We start from the raw sequence: 20,157 nt of genomic DNA on the forward strand, positions 1-20,157 counted from the left end.
TCTCAACCGTGCGCATGCCAGAGGGTCTTGTAACGCAGGAAGCTCTCGAGCCCTGTCCGCCCCATTTCCTTGCCAAAGCCCGAATGATTGAAGCCGCCCTGCGGGTGGCCGTAGCCGGGCTGCCGGCCATGGGTGTTGATCCAGACCGTGCCGGCTTCGATGCGGCGGGGCACCGACAGCGCCTTGCGGGCGTCGTCCGTGTAGAGGCTGGCGGCGAGGGCATAGAATGGATGGTTGGTCATCGCGATGCCTTCCTCCTCGTCGTCGAAGGGGTAGAGGGCGACGACGGGGCCAAAAAACTCCTCGCGGAAGCCGACCGTGTGTTCGCCGACATTGCGCAGGATGGTCGGCTCGAAATAGGCGCCGGCGTTGTGGCTGCTGAAACGGCCTCCGCCCGTGACGACCTCGCCGCCGCCGGCGATCGTTTCGGCCAGCATCCGCTCGATGCGCTGGGCCTGCCGTTCGGTGACGATGGGCGAGAGCGTCGTCGTCTCCTCCCAGGTAGGGCCGGGGCGACGGGCGCTCGCCAGGGCGATCAGGCGCTGGGTGAGTTCGTCCGCATGCCGTCGCGCCACGATGATGCGCGATCCCGCCGTGCATACCTGCCCGGCATTGGCAAGGAAGCCGTTGGCGATATTCTGGGCGACCGGCCCCAGGTCGCGCACATCCTGCAGGACGAGTTGAGGCGATTTGCCACCCAGTTCGAGGGTAATGGGTTTGGTTCCCGTCGCCGCCGCATCGGCCATGATCCTGGCCCCCGTGGCGGCCGATCCGGTGAAGGTGACCTTGCGGATCAGGGGGTGGCGCACGAGCGCCGAACCGGTCGTCGGGCCCAGGCCCTGTACCACGTTGAAGAGGCCGACGGGAAGGCCGGCTTCGACCGCGATCTCGGCCAGCCGCGCGGCCGAGAAGGGGGTCAGTTCCGAAGGCTTCAGGACGACGGCATTGCCAACGGCGAGGGCCGGGGCCGACTTCCACACAGCGTTGATCAGCGGGAAGTTCCAGGCGGTGATGGATGCGACGATGCCGTAGGGCTCGGCCACCACCATGCAGGTGTCGCCCGGCCCGGTACCCACGACCGTGCCTTCGAGCTTGTCGGCATACTCGGCGAAATAGCGGATCGCGCCGGCCGCGCGAATGACGTCGCGCGCCAAGGTCTCGGCAATCGGTCGGGTCGAGGTCGCAGCCTCGAGCCGGGCGAATTCGACGCGCCTGGCCTCGAGGAGATCCGCCCAGCGGCGCAGGACGGCGGCGCGGTCCTGCGGATGCGCCGTCGCCCAGCCGGAGGTGCGCAGCGCCGCGTCCGCCGCACGGACGGCTTCGTCGACGACGGCTTCGTCCGCATCACGGATGATACCGATCTCGGCATGGTCGGCGGGGCGAATGACCGCCACCGCCGTCCCACCACGCCCGATGCGGCGTCCGGCGATGATGTGATCGGCCGCAAGGTCGAGGGTGTTGGGGTCGAAGCTGTCGGACATGGGGGTTCCTGCCTCACACGCCCGTCAGGCGGAAACCCGCCTGGAACGGATCGTGCGGATCGAGGAGGAAGTTGAAGGTTCCGGTGAGATAGGCGCTGCCGGTCACCGTGCAGGTGATGGCGGGCGTATCGGCAAGCCTGGTCTCGCCGGTAATCCGGCCGGTGAAGACGGTATCGAGGATGCCGGCATGGCGCAGGGTGTCCCCGGCCTTCATCCGTCCCAGGCCGTGTAGCATCGCCATCCGCGACGCGGTCCCGGTGCCGCAGGGCGAGCGGTCGATGACGGTCGGCGGGCAGACCACGACGTTGCGCGCGTCAGACGTGACGCCGTTGCCCGGGCCGGTCAGCTCGATCTGGTAGATCTCGTTGATGTGCGCCATCGTCGGATGCTGTACCGGCACGTCCTTGAGGGCGGCCCGCAATTCCGCTGCGGCGCCGACAAGTTGCCAGGCCTGTTCGGGCACGAGGTCGAGGCCGAGCTGTGCCGCATCGACGAGAAGGTAGAAGTCGCCGCCGAAGGCGATGTCGCCGCGAACCCGCCCGAAGCTGGGGGTTTCCAGCATCACGTCGCGCCGATAGAGAAAGGACGCGGGCATTTCGAGCGTGACGGAAACCGCCCGCCCGTTCTCGACGGCCACGCGGGCCGGCACGACCCCGGCCGGCGTGTCGAGGCGCACCAGCGTTTCGCCTTCGACGGCGCGGATATAGCCGGCTTCGACAGCGATCGTGGCCACCGCCATGGCGCAATGACCGCACATCGGCGGATAGGTGTCGGGTTCCAGGATGATCATCCCGATATCGGCGTCGGGCGAGCAGGCCTCGGTCAGGACTGCCGCCGGCATGTTGAAGCTGCCGCGGGGTTCAAACAGCACCAGTTGCCGCAACTCGTCGCGGCTCATCAGATCGGCGCGCTTCTCGACCATGGTCTTGCCGCGGATCGGGCCAAAGCCCGAGGTGATCAGGCGCAGCGGGCAACCTGCCGTGTGGCTGTCGATGCCCTGGATGATGCGGGTGGATCGCATGGTCGCCTCACGCCAGAGAATGAATGACGTCGGCCACATGGGCCTCGTCGAGGATCGCCGCGACCTTGGCGGCCTGGGCGTCGGTGAAGGGCAGCAGCGGCTCGCGCGGTGTGCCCACGGGCTGGCCCAGGGCGTTCATGGTCGCCTTGATGCCGGCGTAGTAGCTGCCGGTCCGGAAGCAGCGATAGATCGCAAACAGTGCGGGTTCCAGACGGTCGGCGGTGGTCCGGTCGCCTGCCGCGCAGGCGTCGAAATAGCGACGGACCAGACGGCCGGACAGTTGATGCGCCATCGCGACGACGCCGACCGCGCCGACCGCCAGGGCCGAGCGGATCATGGTCTCATAGCCCACGAAGACGCTGAGCTCGCCGCCGACCCGGCGGGCGAGCTCGGTTACCTGCACGATATCGCCGGAGCTGTCCTTGATCGCGGCGACGGTGGGCAGTTCGGCAAGCCTTGCGACCTGCTCGGGGCCGATGTTCAGGCCGATGCGGCGCGGGCTGTTGTAGAGCATCACCGGCAGGCCGGAAGCGCCTGCCACGGCGCGGTAGAAGTGATCGACCTCGCGCTCGTCGGGAACGGCGTAGATCGGCGGCAGGGCGAGGATGCCGGTACAGCCGGCCGTCTCCGCCCGGCGGCACAGGTCGAGGACGAGGTCGGTGCGAAGATCGGAGACGCCCGCCAGGACCGGCACCCGGCCGTCCGCCGCGGCCACCGTCGCCTTGAACAGCGCTTCGCGCTCCTCGACCGTCATGGTGTAGAACTCGCCCGTGCTGCCGCACACGATGACGCCATCGGCGCCGTTGGCGATGTTGGTGTCGACCAGCGCTTCAAACCGCTTGAAGTCGATCTTGCCGACGGCATCGAAGGGGGTGACGAGGACACTGTGAATGCCCCGCCAATTGGAAGTGTTCATGCTCGGATCTCGCTGGTTTCCATGAATGAAAGGGAAGTGGCAGGTCAGCCCATCAGGGGCTTCATCAGTTCGGCGGTCTCGTGGAAGCGGTTGACAAAGGCGCGGACGCGCTCGTTGGGCGGCCGGATCAGCACCTCTTGCGGTGTCCCGTCGGCTGCGATGGTGCCGGCGTCGAGGAACACCACCCGATCGGCAACCTCGAGGGCGAAGCCCAGCTCATGGGTGACGACCAACATCGTCATGCCCTCGCGGGCGAGGTCGATCATGGTCTTGAGCACCTCACCGACGAGTTCCGGGTCGAGCGCCGAGGTCGGCTCATCGAACAGCATCAGCATCGGCTGCATGTTCAGCGCGCGGGCGATGGACACCCGCTGTTTCTGCCCGCCCGAGAGCTGGTCGGGCCGCCGGTCGGCGAAATCCGCCATGCCGACCTTGGAGAGCAGGTCCAGGGCGCGGGCCCTGTTGGTGCTGTCGGCTTCGCGCAGCACCGTGCGCGGCCCCTCCATCACATTCGCCAGCACGTCCATGTGCGGGAAGAGGTTGAACTGCTGGAACACCATGCCGATGCGGCTGCGCATGGCGTTGACCGCCCCGCGCGAGAGCCTGGCCTGGTCCTGGCCGTCCCTGATCTCAAAGAACGGCTTGCCATCGACGTTGATGCGGCCGCTGGAGGGCGTCTCGAGCAGGTTGACGCAGCGAAGCAGTGTGGTCTTGCCCGACCCGCTCGATCCGATCAAGGCGACGACCTCGCCGCGACGCACGGTCAGGTCGATCCCTTTGAGGACGTCATAGGACCCGTAGGATTTGCGCAGGCCCGCGATCTCGACCAGCGGGGTATCGCGAGGATCGGCGGTGTTCATGCGCGTGTTCCCGTTGCTTCGAGGCGGCGCGCCAGATAGGTCAGCGGCACCAGGATGACGAGGAAGCCAACGCCGACGGCCGTGTAGACCTCCATCGGGCGATAGGTGAAGGAGGAGATGTAACTTGCCTGGTAAAGCAGGTCGGGAATGGTGATCACCGACAGGAGCGTCGTGTTCTTCATCTGGATGATGGTCTGGCCCGAGAGCGGCGGGATCATCCGGCGCACGGCCTGGGGCAGGATGATCCGGCGCATCGCCTGGAACTCGGACATGCCGAGGGCGCGCGAGGCATCTGCCTGTCCGCGATCGATCGACTGGATGCCCGCGCGCAGGATCTCGGCGTAGTAGGAGGCGACATAGAGGCTGAGGGCGACGATGCCGGCCATCTCCTTCGAGATGTCGATGCCGCCGAAGATCGGCAGCGCGTAGTAACTCCATAAAAGCCAGACGAGCAGCGGGATGTTGCGGAAGAATTCGACGAAGGCGCGGCCGGCATAGCGCAGCACGCGAAAGCGACTACGCAGCGCCATCGTCACGACCAGGCCGATCACGAGCCCGATGAGGGAGGTGACGATCGTGTATTTCAGCGTCGTCACCAAGCCCCACCAAAGCAGGTGCTGGTTGGTGACCAGGATCGTCCAGTCGAACATGGCTGTTCCTCAACCCTTGTCGGGCGCGCCGGGATCGCAGGGACCCCGGCGCGCGAGCCGACGCTCAGAAGCTGAATTCGGTCGGCAGGACCGACAGGTCGATCCCGGCCTTTTCGAAGGCGGCATGGAGTTTGCCCTGGGCAAGGCCGAGGGCCCGCTGCTGGTTGACCCAGTTGACCAGCCAGTTGGCATAGCCTTCGTTGCCGTCTTCACGCTTGATGCCGATCATGGCCGGGTTGAGCAGCATGGGCTTGGGCAGGATGACCTCGCCATTGATCTGCTTTTGCACCTGGATGGCATCGAACACGGCGAGGATCATCACGTCGGCGCGATTGGCCTGGATTTCGAGCACACCGAGCGGGCGCTCTTCCACCGGGATGATCTGGGCCTTGGGCGTCAGCGCTTCGGCGATGACCTGCATCGTCCCGCCCTTCTGGACGACGATGCGCACCGAGGGATCGTTCAACTCCGCCCAGGTCCTCTTCTCGAAGCCCTTCTTGGCGACGATCGCCCAGGCGTCGGTGAAGAGCGGCGCATTGAGGTAGTCGACCACCAGGCCGCGCTTGGGATTGGGGTTGAGGCCGAAGACGATGTCGATCTTGTTTGCCTGGAAGTCCGCGGCAAGGTTGCCCCAGGTTGTCTCCACCGGCTCGACTTTCACGCCCAGCAGGGTGGCGATGTCGGTCGCCCAATCCACGTAGAAACCGCTCCAGTTGCCGGTGGCGGGATCCTTGATGTAGCCGGGTTCTTCACCCACCATGACCGGGAATTTGAGCACGCCGCTCGACTTGATCCGGTCGAGCGTGGCATTCGGGTCAGCCATGGCGTGCGACGCCGTCAGGGCAATCGCCATCAAAAGGGCGAGGACGAAAGCCGGCAGCGATAGCAGTCTTTTTACATATGTCATCGTAGTCCCCTCTGTTTCATCGCGTGGATTACGCCTGGAACCCTGGCCTCATCGGCACAGGAAGCCTTGTGGGAGCGGGTCGTTCGCCTCGACAATCAGGGTCGAGAAGCCGCTGAGATGGGCGCGGCCGGTGATGCGGGGAATGATCGCCGGCCGGCCGGTCACGGCCGTGTCGGCAGCGACCTCTCCCAGGAAAGGCACGCCGAGGACATTCTCGATCTCGTATTGCTCGCCGGCCTGCAGCCGGCCTTTGAGGCACAGCTCCGCCATCCGCGCCGAAAGGCCCGTCCCGCAAGGCGAACGGTCGTATTTGTTGCGTTCCAGGATCACGAGCTGGCGCGGCCGGGCGCCCTGTCGTTCCTCATAGAAGAGCGTGCTGTCGATGGCCTCGATGCCGATGCCAAGGCCCGGCAGCCGGGCGTTGACGGCCTCCTTGATGCGCGCGCCCAGTTCCATCAGGCGTGAAACGCTATCGGGCACGATGGACAGGTCAAAGTCCGCCACATCGACGGTTGCATACCAGCCGCCGCCATAGGCGAGGCTTGCCGTGCAGCCAGGCGCGATTTCGGGCAGGGCCAATTCCTCGAGGCCGACATAACTCGGCACGTTCTCGATCGTGATGTTGTCGGCCGAGCCGTACCGTCCAAGTTCCACTTGCACGATCCCGGCGGGAACCTCGAGGCTGAAGGAGGTGGCGCTGCCCAGGCGCCCGAGCGCCGAGAGAACGCGGGCATAGCCGATCGTGCCGTGGCCGCACATGTCGAGATATTTGTAGGACGAGACGAAGATCGCGCCGAAGTCGGCCTGTTCCGACTTGACCGGCACCAGGCCGAAGGTCGCCGCATGGCCGCGGGGTTCGTGCAACAGCAGGGAGCGCAGCCGGTCGTGGTGCTCGATGAAGCGATCACGCTTCTCGCGCACGGTCGCCCCTTCGAGGCCCTCCAGCGGTTCGATGAGAATCCGGGTCGGATGCCCCGCCGTATGGGTGTCGACGACCCGGAACGTCTCGCACCCCTCGGGCAGGTCGAGGGCCAAGGCCTGTTCGCCGATGCCGCTGCCGATGGGCAGGTTGAGGTTCAGCGCGCGGGTGAATGACTTTTGCTCGAGCGAGGCAAGGCGCCGCTGATCGGTATTGACCCACAGGACGACGGCCGGCTCGGCGCCTGGATTGCGCCAGCGGTGTTGCCGGGTGCTGTCGAAGTAGGCGCTGTCGCCGGCACCCAGGATTTCCGCTTCCTCGCCATCAAGGGCCAGCTCGAAAGCGCCTTCCAGGACGTGGATCAGCTCCTGCCCCTCGTGTGAATAATAGCCTTCGCTTTCGGCGCCGGGCCTGATGGTCCAGATCTCGCAGTCCATCATCTGCTCGCTGACCGTGAGCTGCTCGACGGACACGCCGGGTCCGAAGGAGCCGATGATGCGCCCCCGGCCGCGCCGGATGATCGGCTGGCCCCGCGTGCTGGTGCCGCCCAGGAGATCGGCCAGCGTGTGGTTGAACAGCCGGGCGATGGCGGCGAGGCGCGACGGCGACGGGAAGGCGGCGCCCCGTTCGAACATGCTCAAGTGGGAGGCGGCGACACCCGTCTTCTCGGCCACCTGCCGCAGGGAGAGACCAGCTTCGAGCCGAAGCGCGCGCACCCGGGCGCCGATGCGGTCCGCCAGCGGCTCGACCTCCACCGCGCCGGGCGCCTGCAGTTCGCTGAACAGCGCGGTCTGCTTTTCGGCGAGCGCCCGCTTCACCCCGGCGATGCTGTAGCCGTAGACGCGGCGAAGGCGGTTGATCTCGACGATGCGCTGGATGGTGTCGTCCCCGAAGGTCCGCCTTCCACCGGTGGATTTCGCCGGCTCGATAAGCCCCTGCTGCTCCCACGATCGCAGCGTCGAGGCGTTCACGCCCGTGACGCTGGCTACGTGCCCGATCGAGTAGGGCTTGCGCTGGTCGTCGTCCGCTTCGTCCACAAGGCACCTACAGAACGTTTGTCGTTTTTATGAACTTGCAGATCATGTATAGGTATTTTGAACGAGTCAAGCATGATCCTGCCTCGCCCCGCGAGCGCAAGTGCCATCGAGAGATTTCAGTGGGTGGAGCCACCCGGGCGCATGACATGCATGGCGGGGTTCGGCCGGTCTTGTTCACAAGACCTGCTCACGGGCCGCGTATGCCGGCCCGAGCGGCAACGCATCAATGAGGTTTTCTACTTGGCGCCGAATGGGATCGCAAAAGAGATTAGAACACTGCTTCGCACGTTGTCGTCTCGTCGGTTGCAGGCCCCCGCAACCACGACAACAAAAAGCCCGCTCCACAAAGTGCAGCGGGCTTTTTGTTGTCTCAGCTGAACGCGCGTCGCAATGCCGATGTCGAAGCACGTGCCTGTGCAAGAGTTCTCGCCCCACTGCCACCAATTGACAAACCGCACGAGCAGGTCGCGCTTGTCGATCCTGCCGCCGCTTCTCAGGAGGCTGTCTGCCAGGGCCAGTGCCATGGCGGTATCGTCGGTCCATTGACCGGCACTCAGACCAAAAGGGCCGCCGCCTGCCATGTCGGTAAGCGGGGAGAGGCTGTCGCGGGATCGGAATTCCAAGGTCGTCCCCAGCGCATCGCCCACGGCCAGGCCGAGCAGGGCACCCAAGGCGCGATCAGGTGTTTCCGCGGACATTGGCCGGGGCTCCCGAGCCATCAGATCGTGCTGTCGAAGAACGCGGTCGCCTGCCCGGGCTTGAGGCGATAGATCTGCGCCGGCCGGTTGCTTGCCCGACGCATCTCGCCCTCGACGGGTTCCAGGAAGTCTTCGCGCGCGATCCGCTTCCTGAATGCGGATTTGTCCATCGGGCGGGCCAGGATCTGCTCGTAAATCCGCTGCAGGTCGGTCAAGGTGAACTTTGTCGGCAGCAGATGAACGGGCAACGAGGTATATTCGACTTTGCTGCGAAGGCGGGTAACGGCGGCTGTCAGGATCTGGTCATGATCGAACGCGAGCCCTGGCGCCGCGCCGTAACCGGATATGGTTCGCCAGGCGACCTTCTCGGCATTTGCCCCTTGCCGCAGCGCGAGCGTCTCCGATGAAATCAGCGCGAAATAGGTGAAGGTTGCCGTCCAGCCCCGCGGATCTCGCGTGGCGCTGCCGAAGCCCTGCAACTGCTCCAGATAGGGCGTCTCGATGCCGGCCTTCTCGAGCAGGATGCGGCGCGCCGTGGCATCGAGGTCCAGGTCTTCTTCCGGGTGGATGTAGCCACCGGGCAGGGCCCACAAGCCTTTGTGGGGAGGCGCGCCACGCTTCATCAGCAGCACATGAAGTTGCTCGTCACGCACGGTGAAGATCACCAGGTCCACCGTAACGTGCGGCGCGGGATAGGCATTCGCCTCGTCACTGGCGTTCATTCGTCCCGTTCTGGCCGTCATGCCGATTTCTCCAGGGCAGGGGCAGTCTATCGGCGCACCTACTTATTGTCCATAGTAAACTAACTTAGTTGACAGTGGTCAATAAGTGACCCTATCCTTGTGCCGGGCCTGAGCGTGACTTAGGCCGGACACGGGAGGTCCACATGCTCGGGTATCGCTTCCTCAAGGCTCAACCCACCCAATACGTCATCAAGTTCCGCAACGGGCGCCCGCAACGCGAGGGCGCCGGCCTGTCGATGCTGTATTTTGCGCCAACCACGACCCTGGTCGTGGTCCCGACCGGCAGCATCAACGAACCCTTCATTTTTCAGGAAGTGACGGCCGACTATCAGGAAGTCACCATCCAGGGCCAGATAACCTACCGCGTGGCCAATCCCGGCCAGACCGCCGCGCTGTTGAACTTCGCCCTGGATGCAAAGGGCGGCTACGCGTCGGAGGATCCGGGCAAGCTCTCGCAGCGCCTGATCGACCAGGTTCGCGTGGCCATGCGTGCCGAACTTCAAGGATTGGTCCTTCAGGAGGCGCTGACCAGCGGGGACCGATTGGTGGGCAAGGTCAGCGATGTCCTGCGCGCCGCACCGACAATTGAAGCGCTCGGCCTTGAGGTCCTCGGCCTGTCGGTCCTGGCAGTCAAGCCCAAGCCCGAGACCGCCAGGGCACTTGAAGCGGGCGCGCGGGAAGAGCTGCTGCGCCGGGCCGACGAGGCCATCTATGCCCGCCGCAATGCCGCGGTCGAGCAGGAACGGGCGATCAAGGAGAACGAGCTCAATACGGAGATCGCCGTCGAGAATAAGAAACGCCAGATCGCGGACGCGCAGATGGATGCCGAGCGGGCCCTGCGGGAGCGCCAGCGCCAGATCGAGGAAGAGGATATGGCCGGCAAGATCACGATCGAGGAACGCCGGCGGCAACTGGTGGGCCTCTCGGTGGCCAATGCCCGCGAGGAGGCCGATGCCAAGGCCTATGGCATCAACACAATGATGAAGGCCTTTGCCGCCAGCGATGCCGGTGTCCTGAAAGCCCTGGCCAGCGTGGGGATGGAACCGGGCCAGCTCATGGCCCTGGCATTCCGTGACCTGGCTGACAACGCAACCAAGATCGGGCAGTTGAACGTCTCGCCGGATCTCTTGCGCGAGATGATGGCGGCGCGCTGATCATGACCACAATCGGCGACTGCAAGATCGTCCTCGTGGTCAGGCCGACCCGTCTCGACGACCTCATCACCAGGTTCAACACGGTCCAGCAGGCGCAGTTCTATGTCGAGCATCTGGGCGCCGACTTCTCCGACTACCTCATGGAGCAGCGCCGCTACCGCGAGGCGGCCGCTCGGGCCGAGGCCGCCTTGAAGGATTTGGGGCGGGTGCAGCGGCTGGAGCGCCGGTATCTCTCCAATTTTGTCTTCGCGCCCGAGGATCGGGTCGTGGTTCTGGGCCAGGATGGCCTGGTGGCCAATACGCTCAAGTATCTGGATGGCCAGCGTGTTGTCGGCGTCAACCCGGACCCGGGCCGCTGGGACGGCGTGCTCCTGCCCTTCACCGTCGATGACCTGCCCGGAATCATGCGCGAGGAACTGGCTGGCCGCCGGCAGGTCAAGACGGTCCGCATGGCCCAGGCAACCCTCAACACCGGGCAAACGCTCCACGCCGTGAACGACCTGTTCATCGGGCAGCGCACGCATTGCTCCGCGCGCTACAGGATCGCCATCGGTGACCGCGCGGAAAATCAATCATCGAGTGGCGTGATCGTCTCGACAGGCCTCGGCTCCACCGGCTGGATGAGAAGCATCTACGCCGGATGGGCGGGCGCCACGCGGAGCCTCGTCGGCGCACTCCCCGCGGATGTGGAGCAGGGACCCTTTTCGTGGGATGCGCCCCACCTTCACTATTATGTCCGCGAGCCCTATCCCAGCCGCACCACGGGGGCAGACATCGTTATCGGCCGGGTAACCGCCGGGGACCGCCTGTCGATCGTTTCCCAGATGCCGGAGAACGGGGTGATATTCTCCGATGGCATCGAGAACGACTACATCGAGTTCGGCAGCGGCGTCGAGGCCTCGATCCGCGTTGCCGACAAGGCGGGAAGCATTGTCGTATGAGCCCTCTCTCAGGGAGTCACGAGCAATCGGGGGACATCCATCCTTTGCTTGCGGGCGAGCTCGACAAGGTGACACGCGGCGAGGATGGCCTGCCCCGTGCCATCCCGTGATCGTGTCCCTGCCCATGATCGGCGTGAACCGCCGTCATCCCACCTCAGGGAACGAGCACTGTTTGACGAATGCGCGGCACACAAGCGGCACGCACACTTCGCTAAGTCATTGATACCTTTAGAGAGGGTTTCTCGGCACTCTGGATCCAAAGGCGAGGATTGGTGCGGCTCTTCGGCGTCGCCATGTTTTCAATGGATTAGGGAAACGGGCGAGGGGCGGGAAAGCTAATAGGTACGGAAATCCGTTCTGCTGGGCGCCCAATTGGAGGCCTTGATCATTCCAGCATCGTCCCTGCGCCGGGCCGAGTTGTAGCCGGGCATCGCCTAGCCTCGCCCTAATTTCCGTACACATTTATTCTCGCGCCCACTGGGGTATTCGTGTACAAATAATCCATGAGGATCGTTTGGGACGAACCGAAGCGCGAAGGCAACCTGACCAAACACGGCTTGGACTTCGCGGCGCTGACCGTCGAGTTCTTCGAGGGCTCGACCGTCTACCCCGCGAAGGGCGGCCGGTTCATCGCCATCGGTGAATTGAACGGCCAGATCGTCATCACCGTGGTGTTTCGCCCACTTGGCACCGAAGCGGTCTCGGTTATCTCGATGCGGCCGGCGAGCCGCAAGGAAAGGGGCTTGTGATGCCTGACAAATTCTCGTCGAAGCGGCCGCTCACCGATGCGGAGGAGGCCCAAATCCAGAAGATGATCACCAGTGACCCGGATGCGCCAGAACTGACCGACGAACAATTGCGGCAGGGGCGGCCGTTCGCGGAAGCCTTTCCCGACCTTCACGCCAGTATCCGCCGGTCACGCGGCAGGCCCCGCGTGGAGAGCCCGAAGGCCGCCGTCACGCTGCGCCTGGACCCCAATGCCGTCGCCCGGTTTCAGGCCCTGGGCAAGGACTGGCGGACCCGGATGGCGGAAATCTTGGAGAAAGCGAAGCCCTGACACGACCGCGGCCCACCGGCTTTCGAGATCGACCTGCTCCCCGGTTAGCCGACCCGGCGCCGAGCGTCGGGGCCCGGCCGGACAGGCAGGGTTTCTTAGCGCAACTGGACGATGACCTTGTGTCGACGCCTCCCTAGACTGCGCCAAAATCAGATCCCAGGGGAGGACGTGATGGCGCGTATCGATGTGGCGGATGATCCGGCGAGTTGGATGATGCTGCGGCCGGAACTGGGGGTCGGCCTGGCGGGTTTCAGCGAGGCGGTCTACGGCAATGCCCAATTGCCGCTGCGCGAGCGTGAGATCGCACGGATGCGCATTGCCCATATCAACGATTGCCACCTGTGCCGAAACACCCGGCACGAGCAAGGCGCCGCCCGTGGGGCCGACGAGTCCCTGTACCGCAAGATCGACAATTGGCGCGCTGCACCGGGCTTTTCCGAGCGCGAGCGGCTGGCGGCGGAGTTTGCCGAACGCTTTGCCCTCGATCACCTGGCGATGAATGCCGACGATGCGTTCTGGGCGCGCCTGCGGGCCGCCTACAGCGATGCCGAAGTCGTCGAACTGACCATCTCGGTCGCCCTGTGGCTGGGGGTCGGCCGGGCGATGCGCGTCCTCGATGTGGGCCAGGCCTGCGCGATCACCCTGCAAGCCTGAACGCCCAAGCTGTCAGGCTCGCCGCGGCTGGCTGTCGTAGGCGCGAATGAACTCCGCCAGCGCGCCGGCGGTCAGCGGGCGGGACAGATAGAAGCCCTGGACTTCGTCGCAGCCGATGGTCTGCACCAGGCGCAATTGCCCCTCGGTCTCGACCCCCTCGGCAACCACCGCCAGGTTCAGGGCGCGGCCCAGGGCCATCATCGCCTGGACGATGGCCCGGGCACCGCCCTCGGGTTCCAGGTTGCTGATGAAGCTGCGGTCGATCTTCAGGCAGTCGAAGGGGTAGTACATGAGGTATCCCAGCGACGAAAAGCCGGTGCCGAAATCGTCGACCGCCAGCCGGATGCCCAGGGATTTCAATTCGTTCAGGATCTCGCGCGACCGTTCGCGGTCCTCGAACATCACGCTCTCGGTCAGCTCGAGTTCCAGCCGCGCCGGTGCGATGCCGGCATCGCGCAGGGCCGCCTGCACCAGTTCAGGCAGGTCGCCGCGCAGCAATTGCAGGGTCGAGACATTGACCGAAATGGTGAGGCCCGGCCACTGCGCCGCAAACAGGCAGGCATTGCGCAGCACCCAGGCGCCGAGTTCATAGATGAGCCCGGTATCCTCGGCGACTTCGATGATGCCTTCCGGCCCCACCAGGCCCCTCACCGGGTGCTGCCAGCGCAGCAGGGTTTCGACGCCCCGCAGGGTCAACGTCGCCGCCTCGAACCGCGGCTGGTAGTGGAGCACGAATTCCCCCCGGGCCAGGGCATCGCGCAGATCGTTTTCCAGGGCGCGCCGCGACACCACTTCCTCGTGCATCTCGTGATCGAAGAAGCGATGGCTGCCGCGCCGTTCGGCCTTGGCGCGATACATGGCGATATCCGCCTGGCGCAGCAATTCGTCGGCCGAGGCGACCCGGGAAGCGACATGGGTGACGCCGATCGACAAGGTGAGGTGGATGATGCCGGAGTCGAGGGCGATGGGCGATGACGCGATCTCGGTGATCGTCCGGCACAACTGCTCGGCGGCGGCGCGATCGGCGCAGTGCGTGGTGACGACTACGAATTCGTCGCCGCCGGTCCGGGCGACCAGGTCATCGGCCGACACGGCAGCGCGCAGGCGTTGGCCCAATGCCGACAGGACCCGGTCGCCAGTGGGATGTCCCAGCGAATCGTTGATCAATTTGAAGCGGTCGACGTCGACAAAGGCAAAGGTGACAGGCCCCCGGTCTCGCCGGGCCAGCATTTCCCCGACCGCCTGCACCAGGCCGCGGCGATTCGGCAGCCCGGTGACGAAATCGTGAACGGCGATATGTTCGGCCTGTGCCAGCGCCGCCGCCAGGCGGACGGTGCCGGCTTCCAACAATGCCGCGCTCTTCATCGCATAGCGCACGACCAGCCAGGTCAACAGGACCAGCAACAAGCCGCCCAGCGCCAGCCAGGGAACCACCATCCGCAGCATGGTCGCGCCGGGATGCGCGGGATCCCAGCGCAGGGTGAAGGCGGTGCTGCCGTCGACGCTGTGCAGGACCCGGGACGGGGCCGCCGCCGCGTCGCCGCCATCCCCGGCCAGCCTCAGCCCGTCGAGGAAGAATTGCCCGCCCAGCGCGGCCAGCCGCTCAGGGGTAAGCTCGGTGCCGAATATCGCGACCGAGGGTGGCCCCGGCGTCGCCTCGACGGTTGGATCGTTGCCGGTCGCCAGCTTCTCGGCCGCCACCAGCACAGGGCGGCCGGGCTGGCCGAGGAGGCCGAGAATGCCGACCTCGGCATGAAGTGCTTCGTCGTCGACTTGCTGCGCCCGCTCGATCAACTCGGCGAGCCCGCCGGTCAGCATCGCGCTGGTCGGGGGCTCCATCAACTTGCCGTCGACGACGCCATAGACGGTTTCGCCGCCGGGACGGATGACCAGGACGTAGTCGATGTTGAAGCCGGGTTTCAGCGAGGGGCCGAAGTTTTCCTGATCGAAGGCCCAGTCCGTGTCCACCGTCTGGTGCAGGTGGCGATAGGCGTCGCCCCAATCGGCATAGTCGTTGGACATCCGCGTCAGGGTTTCGGTTTCCCTGGCCAGGGCCGCGTCGGCAAAGGCGATCGATTGTTCGGCCGCACGGCGGTCTTGAGACTGCGCAATGCCCAGCAGCAGCCCGGCGGTGAGGATCAGCGACAGGATGACCAGGCCGACGAGGCTGAAAATCAGGGTGTGCCCGCGCCACACGGACAATTTCCCGCTGTTGCCGATAGAACCCACTTCATGCCGCCCCAAGGTCCGAGGTGAGATCGCCACACCCGCCGAGCAGGTACGCTACCAGCCCAGAATTGTGTAACAATCAAGAAGATCCCGTTAATTGCCAATAAGAACCCGGCGAACGCCGCGGCTACGCCCCTACCGCCTGCACCCGCAATATTCACATCTTCGAAACAATCCTGCTATCATGACGGTAAGTGGGTCGGTACTGCCGCCCGTCGCGTCGAGGAAAAAAGTGTCAGAACTGCGCCCGGGGGCCACGAATCATATAGCGGCGCCACGGCTGCCGCTGCCGGACCGCCGGTTTTTGCGGCGCTGGACCTGGGCACCAACAATTGCCGCCTGTTGATCGCCGAACCGGCGCGCCACGGCACTTTCCGTATCGTCGACGCTTTTTCGCGCATTGTTCGCTTAGGGGAAGGCATCGCTTCGCAGGGCCGCATCGCCGAAGCGGCAATTGAGCGCACCCTCGATGCCCTTCAGGTTTGCGCCGGCCGCATGCGCCGCCGCCGTGTCACCCACATTCGGGCGATCGCGACCGAGGCCTGCCGCCGGGCCTCGAACGGCGGCGAATTCCTGACCCGCGCCCTCGCCGAAACGGGCATCGCGCTCGAAGTGATTTCCCCGGCCGAGGAGGCCCGGCTGGCGGTTGCCGGCTGTACGCCGCTGCTCGATCCCGATCGCCGCCGGGCCCTGGTGTTCGACATCGGCGGCGGCTCGACCGAGCTGGCCTGGCTGTCGGTGACCGGTCCCGACCGGGCGACCATGCTGGACTGGATTTCGCTGCCCCTGGGTGTGGTCACCCTGGCCGAACGCTTCGGCGGGGTCGAGGTCGACGACCGGCTCTATGGCGTCATGGTGGCGGAGGTGCGCAAGGCGCTGGCGCCCTTCGAAGCCAAATATGTCGCGGGCGATGCCGCTCGCGACCATGGCTTCCAGTTGCTGGGCACCTCGGGCACCGTCACCACGCTGGCCGCCGTGCGCATGAACCTGCCGCGTTACGACCGCGCCCGGGTCGACGGCAGTTGGCTGACCCGGGTGGAAATCGACAAGGTGATCGCCGATATTCGCGCCATGCCCTTCGAGGGGCGGGCGGCCAATCCCTGCATCGGCCACGACCGGGCGGACCTGGTGCTGGCGGGCTGCGCCATTCTCGAGGCGATCCTCGACGCCTGGCCCGAGAAGCGCCTGCGGATCGCCGACCGCGGCCTGCGCGAAGGGGTGTTGATGGGCCTGATGGCCGGGGTGATGTCGTGACGGAAAAAGGCGGTTCGGGTTCGGCGGGGCAGCCGCGCGGCATGCATGTCAGGGTCAAGACGGCCAAGAAACGAACCGTTTCGTCGGCGCGCTGGCTCGAACGCCAGCTCAACGACCCCTACGTCGCCAAGGCCAAGCGCCTGGGCTTTCGCAGCCGGGCGGCGTTCAAGCTGCTGGAAATCGACGACAAGCTGAAGGTCCTCAAGCCGGTGCCTATGTGGTCGACCTGGGCGCGGCGCCCGGCGGGTGGTGCCAGATCGCCAGCGAACGGGTGCGCTCGCGCCCCGGCGACAATGCGCCCCACGGCAAGGTGGTGGGCATCGATGTGACGGAAGTGGCGCCGCTGGCCGGCGCCGAGGTCATCCAGATGGATTTCCTCGACGAGGAAGCGCCGGATCGGCTGAAGGCCCTGCTGGGCGGCCAGGCCGATGTGGTCCTGTCCGACATGGCGGCCCCGGCCACCGGCCACAAGGCGACCGACCACCTGAAGATCATGTATCTGTGCGAGGTCGCGCTCGATTTCGCGCTCCAGGTGCTGAAACCCGGCGGGGCCTTCATCGCCAAGGTGCTCCAGGGTGGCAGCGAAGGCCAGTTGATGACCACCATGCGCCGCCATTTCGCCGTGGTGAAGCACATGAAGCCGCCGGCCAGCCGCGCCGATTCCGCCGAAATGTACGTGGTCGCCACCGGCTTCCGGCCCTGATCCGCCGCCCGACCGGCCTGCATGGCGGCCCTGCACGCGGCCGCTAGGCTCAAGCTGTGGCGGTGTGGTATAGAGCGCGACCCAAATTTTAGTGGCCTGCGCTCTACCGGAGGATTCCATGCAGATCCGCGAAGCTCTCACCTTCGACGATGTCCTGCTGACGCCTGCCGCCTCCAGCGTGCTGCCGGCCCAGGTCGATACCCGCACCCGCCTGACCAAGGCGATCGAGCTGAACATTCCGCTGATGTCCGCGGCGATGGACACGGTCACCGAGGCCTCGATGGCCATCGCCATGGCCCAGGCCGGCGGCATCGGCGTCGTCCACCGCAACATGGACATCGAGCGCCAGGCCGATCAGATCCGCCAGGTGAAGAAGTTCGAATCCGGCATGGTGGTGAACCCGGTCACCATCGCCCCGGAAAAGACCCTGGCCGACGCGCTGGAACTGATGCGCCGCTATTCGATTTCCGGCATTCCGGTGGTCGAGCCCGGTTCGGGCAAGCTGGTCGGCATCCTGACCAACCGCGACGTGCGCTTCGCCACCGAGCCCGGCCAGCGCATCGCCGAACTGATGACCCGCGACAACCTGATCACGGTGCAGGACAGCATCGACCGGGGCGAGGCCAAGCGCCTGCTGCACAAGCACCGCATCGAAAAGCTGCTGGTGGTCGACGAGGCCTTCCGCTGCGTCGGCCTGATCACGGTGAAGGACATCGAGAAGTCGCAGCAGCACCCCAATGCCGCCAAGGATGCCGCCGGCCGCCTGCGCGTCGCCGCCGCCACCACCGTGGGCGATGACGGCTTTGCCCGGGCCGAGGCGCTGATCGCCGCCGGTTGCGACCTGGTCGTGGTCGATACCGCCCATGGCCATTCCGAGCGGGTCATCGCCGCAGTCGCGCGGATCAAGAAACTGTCCAATTCGGCCCAGGTCGTGGCCGGCAACGTCGCCACCGGCGATGCCGCCCAGGCCCTGATCGATGCCGGCGCCGATGCCATCAAGGTCGGCATCGGGCCGGGCTCGATCTGCACCACCCGCATCGTTGCCGGTGTCGGCGTGCCGCAGTTGACCGCGGTGATGGACACGGTCGAAGTAGCGGCCAAGGCCGGCGTGCCGGTGATCGCCGACGGCGGCATCAAGTTCTCGGGCGATTTCGCCAAGGCGATCGCGGCCGGCGCCAATGTCGCCATGGTCGGCTCGCTGCTGGCCGGCACCGACGAGGCGCCCGGCGAGATTTTCCTCTACCAGGGCCGGTCCTATAAGTCCTATCGCGGCATGGGCTCGGTGGGCGCCATGGCGCGCGGCTCGGCCGATCGCTACTTCCAGGAGGAAGTGAAGGACACGCTGAAGCTGGTGCCGGAAGGCATCGAAGGCCAGGTGCCCTACAAGGGCTCGGTCCACACCGTCCTGCATCAGCTCGTCGGCGGCCTGCGGGCTGCCATGGGCTATACCGGCAGCGCCAGTGTCGAGGATTTCCAGGAGCGCGCGCAGTTCGTCCGCATCACCAATGCCGGCCTGCGCGAAAGCCATGTCCACGACGTGACCATCACACGGGAGAGCCCGAACTACCCGCAGGGCGGCGGCGGTCGCTGAACGCAAGGAACAGCCGATGCAGCGCGGCGCCCGCATCGCCGCGGCGATCGAACTCCTAGCCGAGATCGAGGCGAGCCAGGACGCAGCCGACCGCCATGTCGACCGTTACTTCCGGGCCCGCCGCTATGCCGGCAAGGGCGACCGGGCGGCGGTTGCCAACCTGGTCTGGACTGCGATCCGCAGGCGCGGCTCGATCGGCTGGCTGACCGGGGCCGGCACCGCGTCGCCGCGCGTGGCGATCCTCGCCGCAGCCCGCCTGACCGGCCTTGCCGAGGCGGCGGAGCTCGAGTCCCTGTGTGACGGCCAGGGTCATTCGCCGGCGCCGCTCGATGACGCCGAGCGTGCCGCCCTGGCCCGGCTCGAAGTTCAGGCCGCCGATCCGCCCGGCTGGGTTCGTCACGATCATGCCGCCGTGCTGGCACCCTTGCTCGCGCGGCGTTACGGCGAGCGTTACGACGCGGTGATGGCGGCGATGGCCGGCCGCGCGCCGTTGGACCTGCGGGTAAATACGCTCAAGGTGAGCCGCGAGAAGGCGCTGGCCGAGTTGGAAGGGCAGGGGCTGATGGTCTCGCCCAGCCTGCTCTCACCGGTCGGCATCCGGGTCGAAGGGCGCGAACGTCTGGGCCAGTTGGCGATCTTTGCCGAGGGCCGTGTCGAGATCCAGGACGAGGGCTCGCAACTCGTCGCCCTGCTGTGCGCGGCCCGGCCCGGCGAGGCCATCGCCGATTTCTGTGCCGGCGCCGGCGGCAAGGCCTTGGGGCTTGCCGCGGCAATGCAGAAAAAGGGCCGCCTGCTGGCCCTGGATGTCGAGGCGCGCCGCCTCACCCGCATGGCGCCGCGCCTGGCCCGTGCCGGGGTCGACAAATTCGTCGAGCAGGGCGAGATCTCGCTCGAACTGCTGACGGCGGAGGCGGGCCAGTTCGATTGCGTGCTGGTCGATGCGCCCTGCAGCCTGTCGGGCACCTGGCGGCGCAACCCTGCCAATCGCTGGAACACCGACCTCGACCGGGTGGCGGATCTGGCCAGCCTCCAGGGCCGCATCCTCGACCAGGCCGCCCGGCTGGTGCGCCCCGGCGGCCGGCTGGTCTATGCCACCTGCTCGGTCTTCATGGAGGAGGACGAGGATGTGGTGGCCGGCTTCCTGGACCGCCATCCAGGCTTTGCCGTGGTCGACCAGGCGGCAGCCTTCGAGGCGGCCACCGGCCAAACCGTCAAGGCCGGGGCACTGGGCATTGCCCTGGATCCCGCGCAGCCCGGCACCGACGGTTTCTTCGTGAGCATCCTCGCGCGCAATCCTTGAAACGGTTAGGCTGGGATGACCGGCGTGCGTCCTTCGAGACGC

General features: G+C 66.1%; 18 protein-coding genes and 1 pseudogene. 9 read left to right on the top strand and 10 right to left on the bottom strand.

The window, feature by feature from the left end; translation table 11 throughout:
* Window positions 1–2: 2 nt before the first annotated feature.
* The 9 genes from D3874_RS07055 to D3874_RS07095 all read right to left on the bottom strand — a co-directional run bounded on the left by D3874_RS07055 (window position 3) and on the right by D3874_RS07095 (window position 9,232).
* Window positions 3–1,481, bottom strand: a complete 1,479-nt coding sequence (locus D3874_RS07055) for an aldehyde dehydrogenase family protein (protein ID WP_119777453.1) — start codon at window positions 1,479–1,481, stop codon at window positions 3–5.
* Window positions 1,482–1,494: 13 nt separating this feature from the next.
* Window positions 1,495–2,502 (bottom strand): proline racemase family protein, encoded by a 1,008-nt coding sequence (locus D3874_RS07060; protein ID WP_119777454.1) that lies wholly within the window; start codon window positions 2,500–2,502, stop codon window positions 1,495–1,497.
* 7 nt (window positions 2,503–2,509) lie between these two features.
* Window positions 2,510–3,418 (bottom strand): 4-hydroxy-tetrahydrodipicolinate synthase, encoded by a 909-nt coding sequence (gene dapA / locus D3874_RS07065; RefSeq protein ID WP_119777455.1) that lies wholly within the window; start codon window positions 3,416–3,418, stop codon window positions 2,510–2,512.
* A gap of 44 nt (window positions 3,419–3,462) precedes the next feature.
* Window positions 3,463–4,278, bottom strand: coding sequence for an amino acid ABC transporter ATP-binding protein (locus tag D3874_RS07070; RefSeq protein ID WP_119777456.1), 816 nt, complete (start codon window positions 4,276–4,278; stop codon window positions 3,463–3,465).
* A complete protein-coding gene (locus tag D3874_RS07075) occupies window positions 4,275–4,928 on the bottom strand; it encodes an amino acid ABC transporter permease (RefSeq protein ID WP_119777457.1) in 654 nt (217 codons plus the stop codon). The genes D3874_RS07070 and D3874_RS07075 overlap by 4 nt, the downstream gene beginning before the upstream one ends.
* A gap of 64 nt (window positions 4,929–4,992) precedes the next feature.
* Window positions 4,993–5,751: a transporter substrate-binding domain-containing protein gene (locus tag D3874_RS07080; protein ID WP_199698978.1), complete on the bottom strand. Its 759-nt coding sequence runs from the start codon at window positions 5,749–5,751 to the stop codon at window positions 4,993–4,995.
* 132 nt (window positions 5,752–5,883) lie between these two features.
* On the bottom strand, window positions 5,884–7,791 hold the full coding sequence (locus D3874_RS07085) for a proline racemase family protein (RefSeq protein WP_119777459.1): 1,908 nt from the start codon (window positions 7,789–7,791) through the stop codon (window positions 5,884–5,886).
* Between the two features lie 236 nt (window positions 7,792–8,027).
* The gene (locus D3874_RS07090; protein ID WP_119777460.1) at window positions 8,028–8,489 is read right to left on the bottom strand and encodes an ADP-ribosylglycohydrolase family protein; all 462 of its coding nucleotides are present in this window, start codon (window positions 8,487–8,489) and stop codon (window positions 8,028–8,030) included.
* A gap of 20 nt (window positions 8,490–8,509) precedes the next feature.
* The gene (locus tag D3874_RS07095; protein WP_119777461.1) at window positions 8,510–9,232 is read right to left on the bottom strand and encodes an NUDIX hydrolase; all 723 of its coding nucleotides are present in this window, start codon (window positions 9,230–9,232) and stop codon (window positions 8,510–8,512) included.
* Window positions 9,233–9,375: 143 nt separating this feature from the next.
* On the opposite strand from D3874_RS07095, the gene D3874_RS07100 reads away from it, so the two are divergent.
* The 5 genes from D3874_RS07100 to D3874_RS07120 all read left to right on the top strand — a co-directional run bounded on the left by D3874_RS07100 (window position 9,376) and on the right by D3874_RS07120 (window position 13,038).
* Window positions 9,376–10,386: an SPFH domain-containing protein gene (locus tag D3874_RS07100; protein WP_119777462.1), complete on the top strand. Its 1,011-nt coding sequence runs from the start codon at window positions 9,376–9,378 to the stop codon at window positions 10,384–10,386.
* A gap of 2 nt (window positions 10,387–10,388) precedes the next feature.
* The gene (locus tag D3874_RS07105; RefSeq protein WP_119777463.1) at window positions 10,389–11,327 is read left to right on the top strand and encodes a diacylglycerol kinase catalytic domain-containing protein; all 939 of its coding nucleotides are present in this window, start codon (window positions 10,389–10,391) and stop codon (window positions 11,325–11,327) included.
* A 503-nt stretch (window positions 11,328–11,830) separates the two neighbouring features.
* The gene (locus D3874_RS07110; protein ID WP_119777464.1) at window positions 11,831–12,076 is read left to right on the top strand and encodes a BrnT family toxin; all 246 of its coding nucleotides are present in this window, start codon (window positions 11,831–11,833) and stop codon (window positions 12,074–12,076) included.
* A complete protein-coding gene (locus D3874_RS07115; protein ID WP_119782190.1) occupies window positions 12,076–12,384 on the top strand; it encodes a BrnA antitoxin family protein in 309 nt (102 codons plus the stop codon). The genes D3874_RS07110 and D3874_RS07115 overlap by 1 nt, the downstream gene beginning before the upstream one ends.
* Window positions 12,385–12,555: 171 nt before the next feature.
* On the top strand, window positions 12,556–13,038 hold the full coding sequence (locus tag D3874_RS07120; protein WP_119777465.1) for a carboxymuconolactone decarboxylase family protein: 483 nt from the start codon (window positions 12,556–12,558) through the stop codon (window positions 13,036–13,038).
* Between the two features lie 12 nt (window positions 13,039–13,050).
* Here D3874_RS07120 and D3874_RS07125 read toward each other — a convergent pair whose 3' ends face one another.
* Window positions 13,051–15,234: a putative bifunctional diguanylate cyclase/phosphodiesterase gene (locus D3874_RS07125; protein ID WP_119777466.1), complete on the bottom strand. Its 2,184-nt coding sequence runs from the start codon at window positions 15,232–15,234 to the stop codon at window positions 13,051–13,053.
* A 375-nt stretch (window positions 15,235–15,609) separates the two neighbouring features.
* On the opposite strand from D3874_RS07125, the gene D3874_RS07130 reads away from it, so the two are divergent.
* The 4 genes and pseudogenes from D3874_RS07130 (at window position 15,610) to D3874_RS07145 (ending at window position 20,115) form a co-directional block, all read left to right on the top strand.
* Window positions 15,610–16,521, top strand: a complete 912-nt coding sequence (locus D3874_RS07130; protein WP_233559864.1) for a Ppx/GppA phosphatase family protein — start codon at window positions 15,610–15,612, stop codon at window positions 16,519–16,521.
* A 41-nt stretch (window positions 16,522–16,562) separates the two neighbouring features.
* Window positions 16,563–17,224, top strand: a pseudogene (locus tag D3874_RS07135) (RlmE family RNA methyltransferase).
* Window positions 17,225–17,342: 118 nt separating this feature from the next.
* Window positions 17,343–18,815 carry an IMP dehydrogenase gene (guaB, locus tag D3874_RS07140; RefSeq protein ID WP_119777468.1) on the top strand — a complete coding sequence of 491 codons (1,473 nt, stop codon included), beginning with the start codon at window positions 17,343–17,345 and terminating at the stop codon, window positions 18,813–18,815.
* A 16-nt stretch (window positions 18,816–18,831) separates the two neighbouring features.
* Entirely contained in the window at window positions 18,832–20,115 is a 1,284-nt protein-coding gene (locus D3874_RS07145) for an RsmB/NOP family class I SAM-dependent RNA methyltransferase (protein ID WP_119777469.1), read from the top strand.
* Window positions 20,116–20,157 lie beyond the last annotated feature (42 nt).

The organism is Oleomonas cavernae, from assembly GCF_003590945.1.
GTDB classification, from domain to species: Bacteria; Pseudomonadota; Alphaproteobacteria; order Zavarziniales; family Zavarziniaceae; genus Zavarzinia; species Zavarzinia cavernae.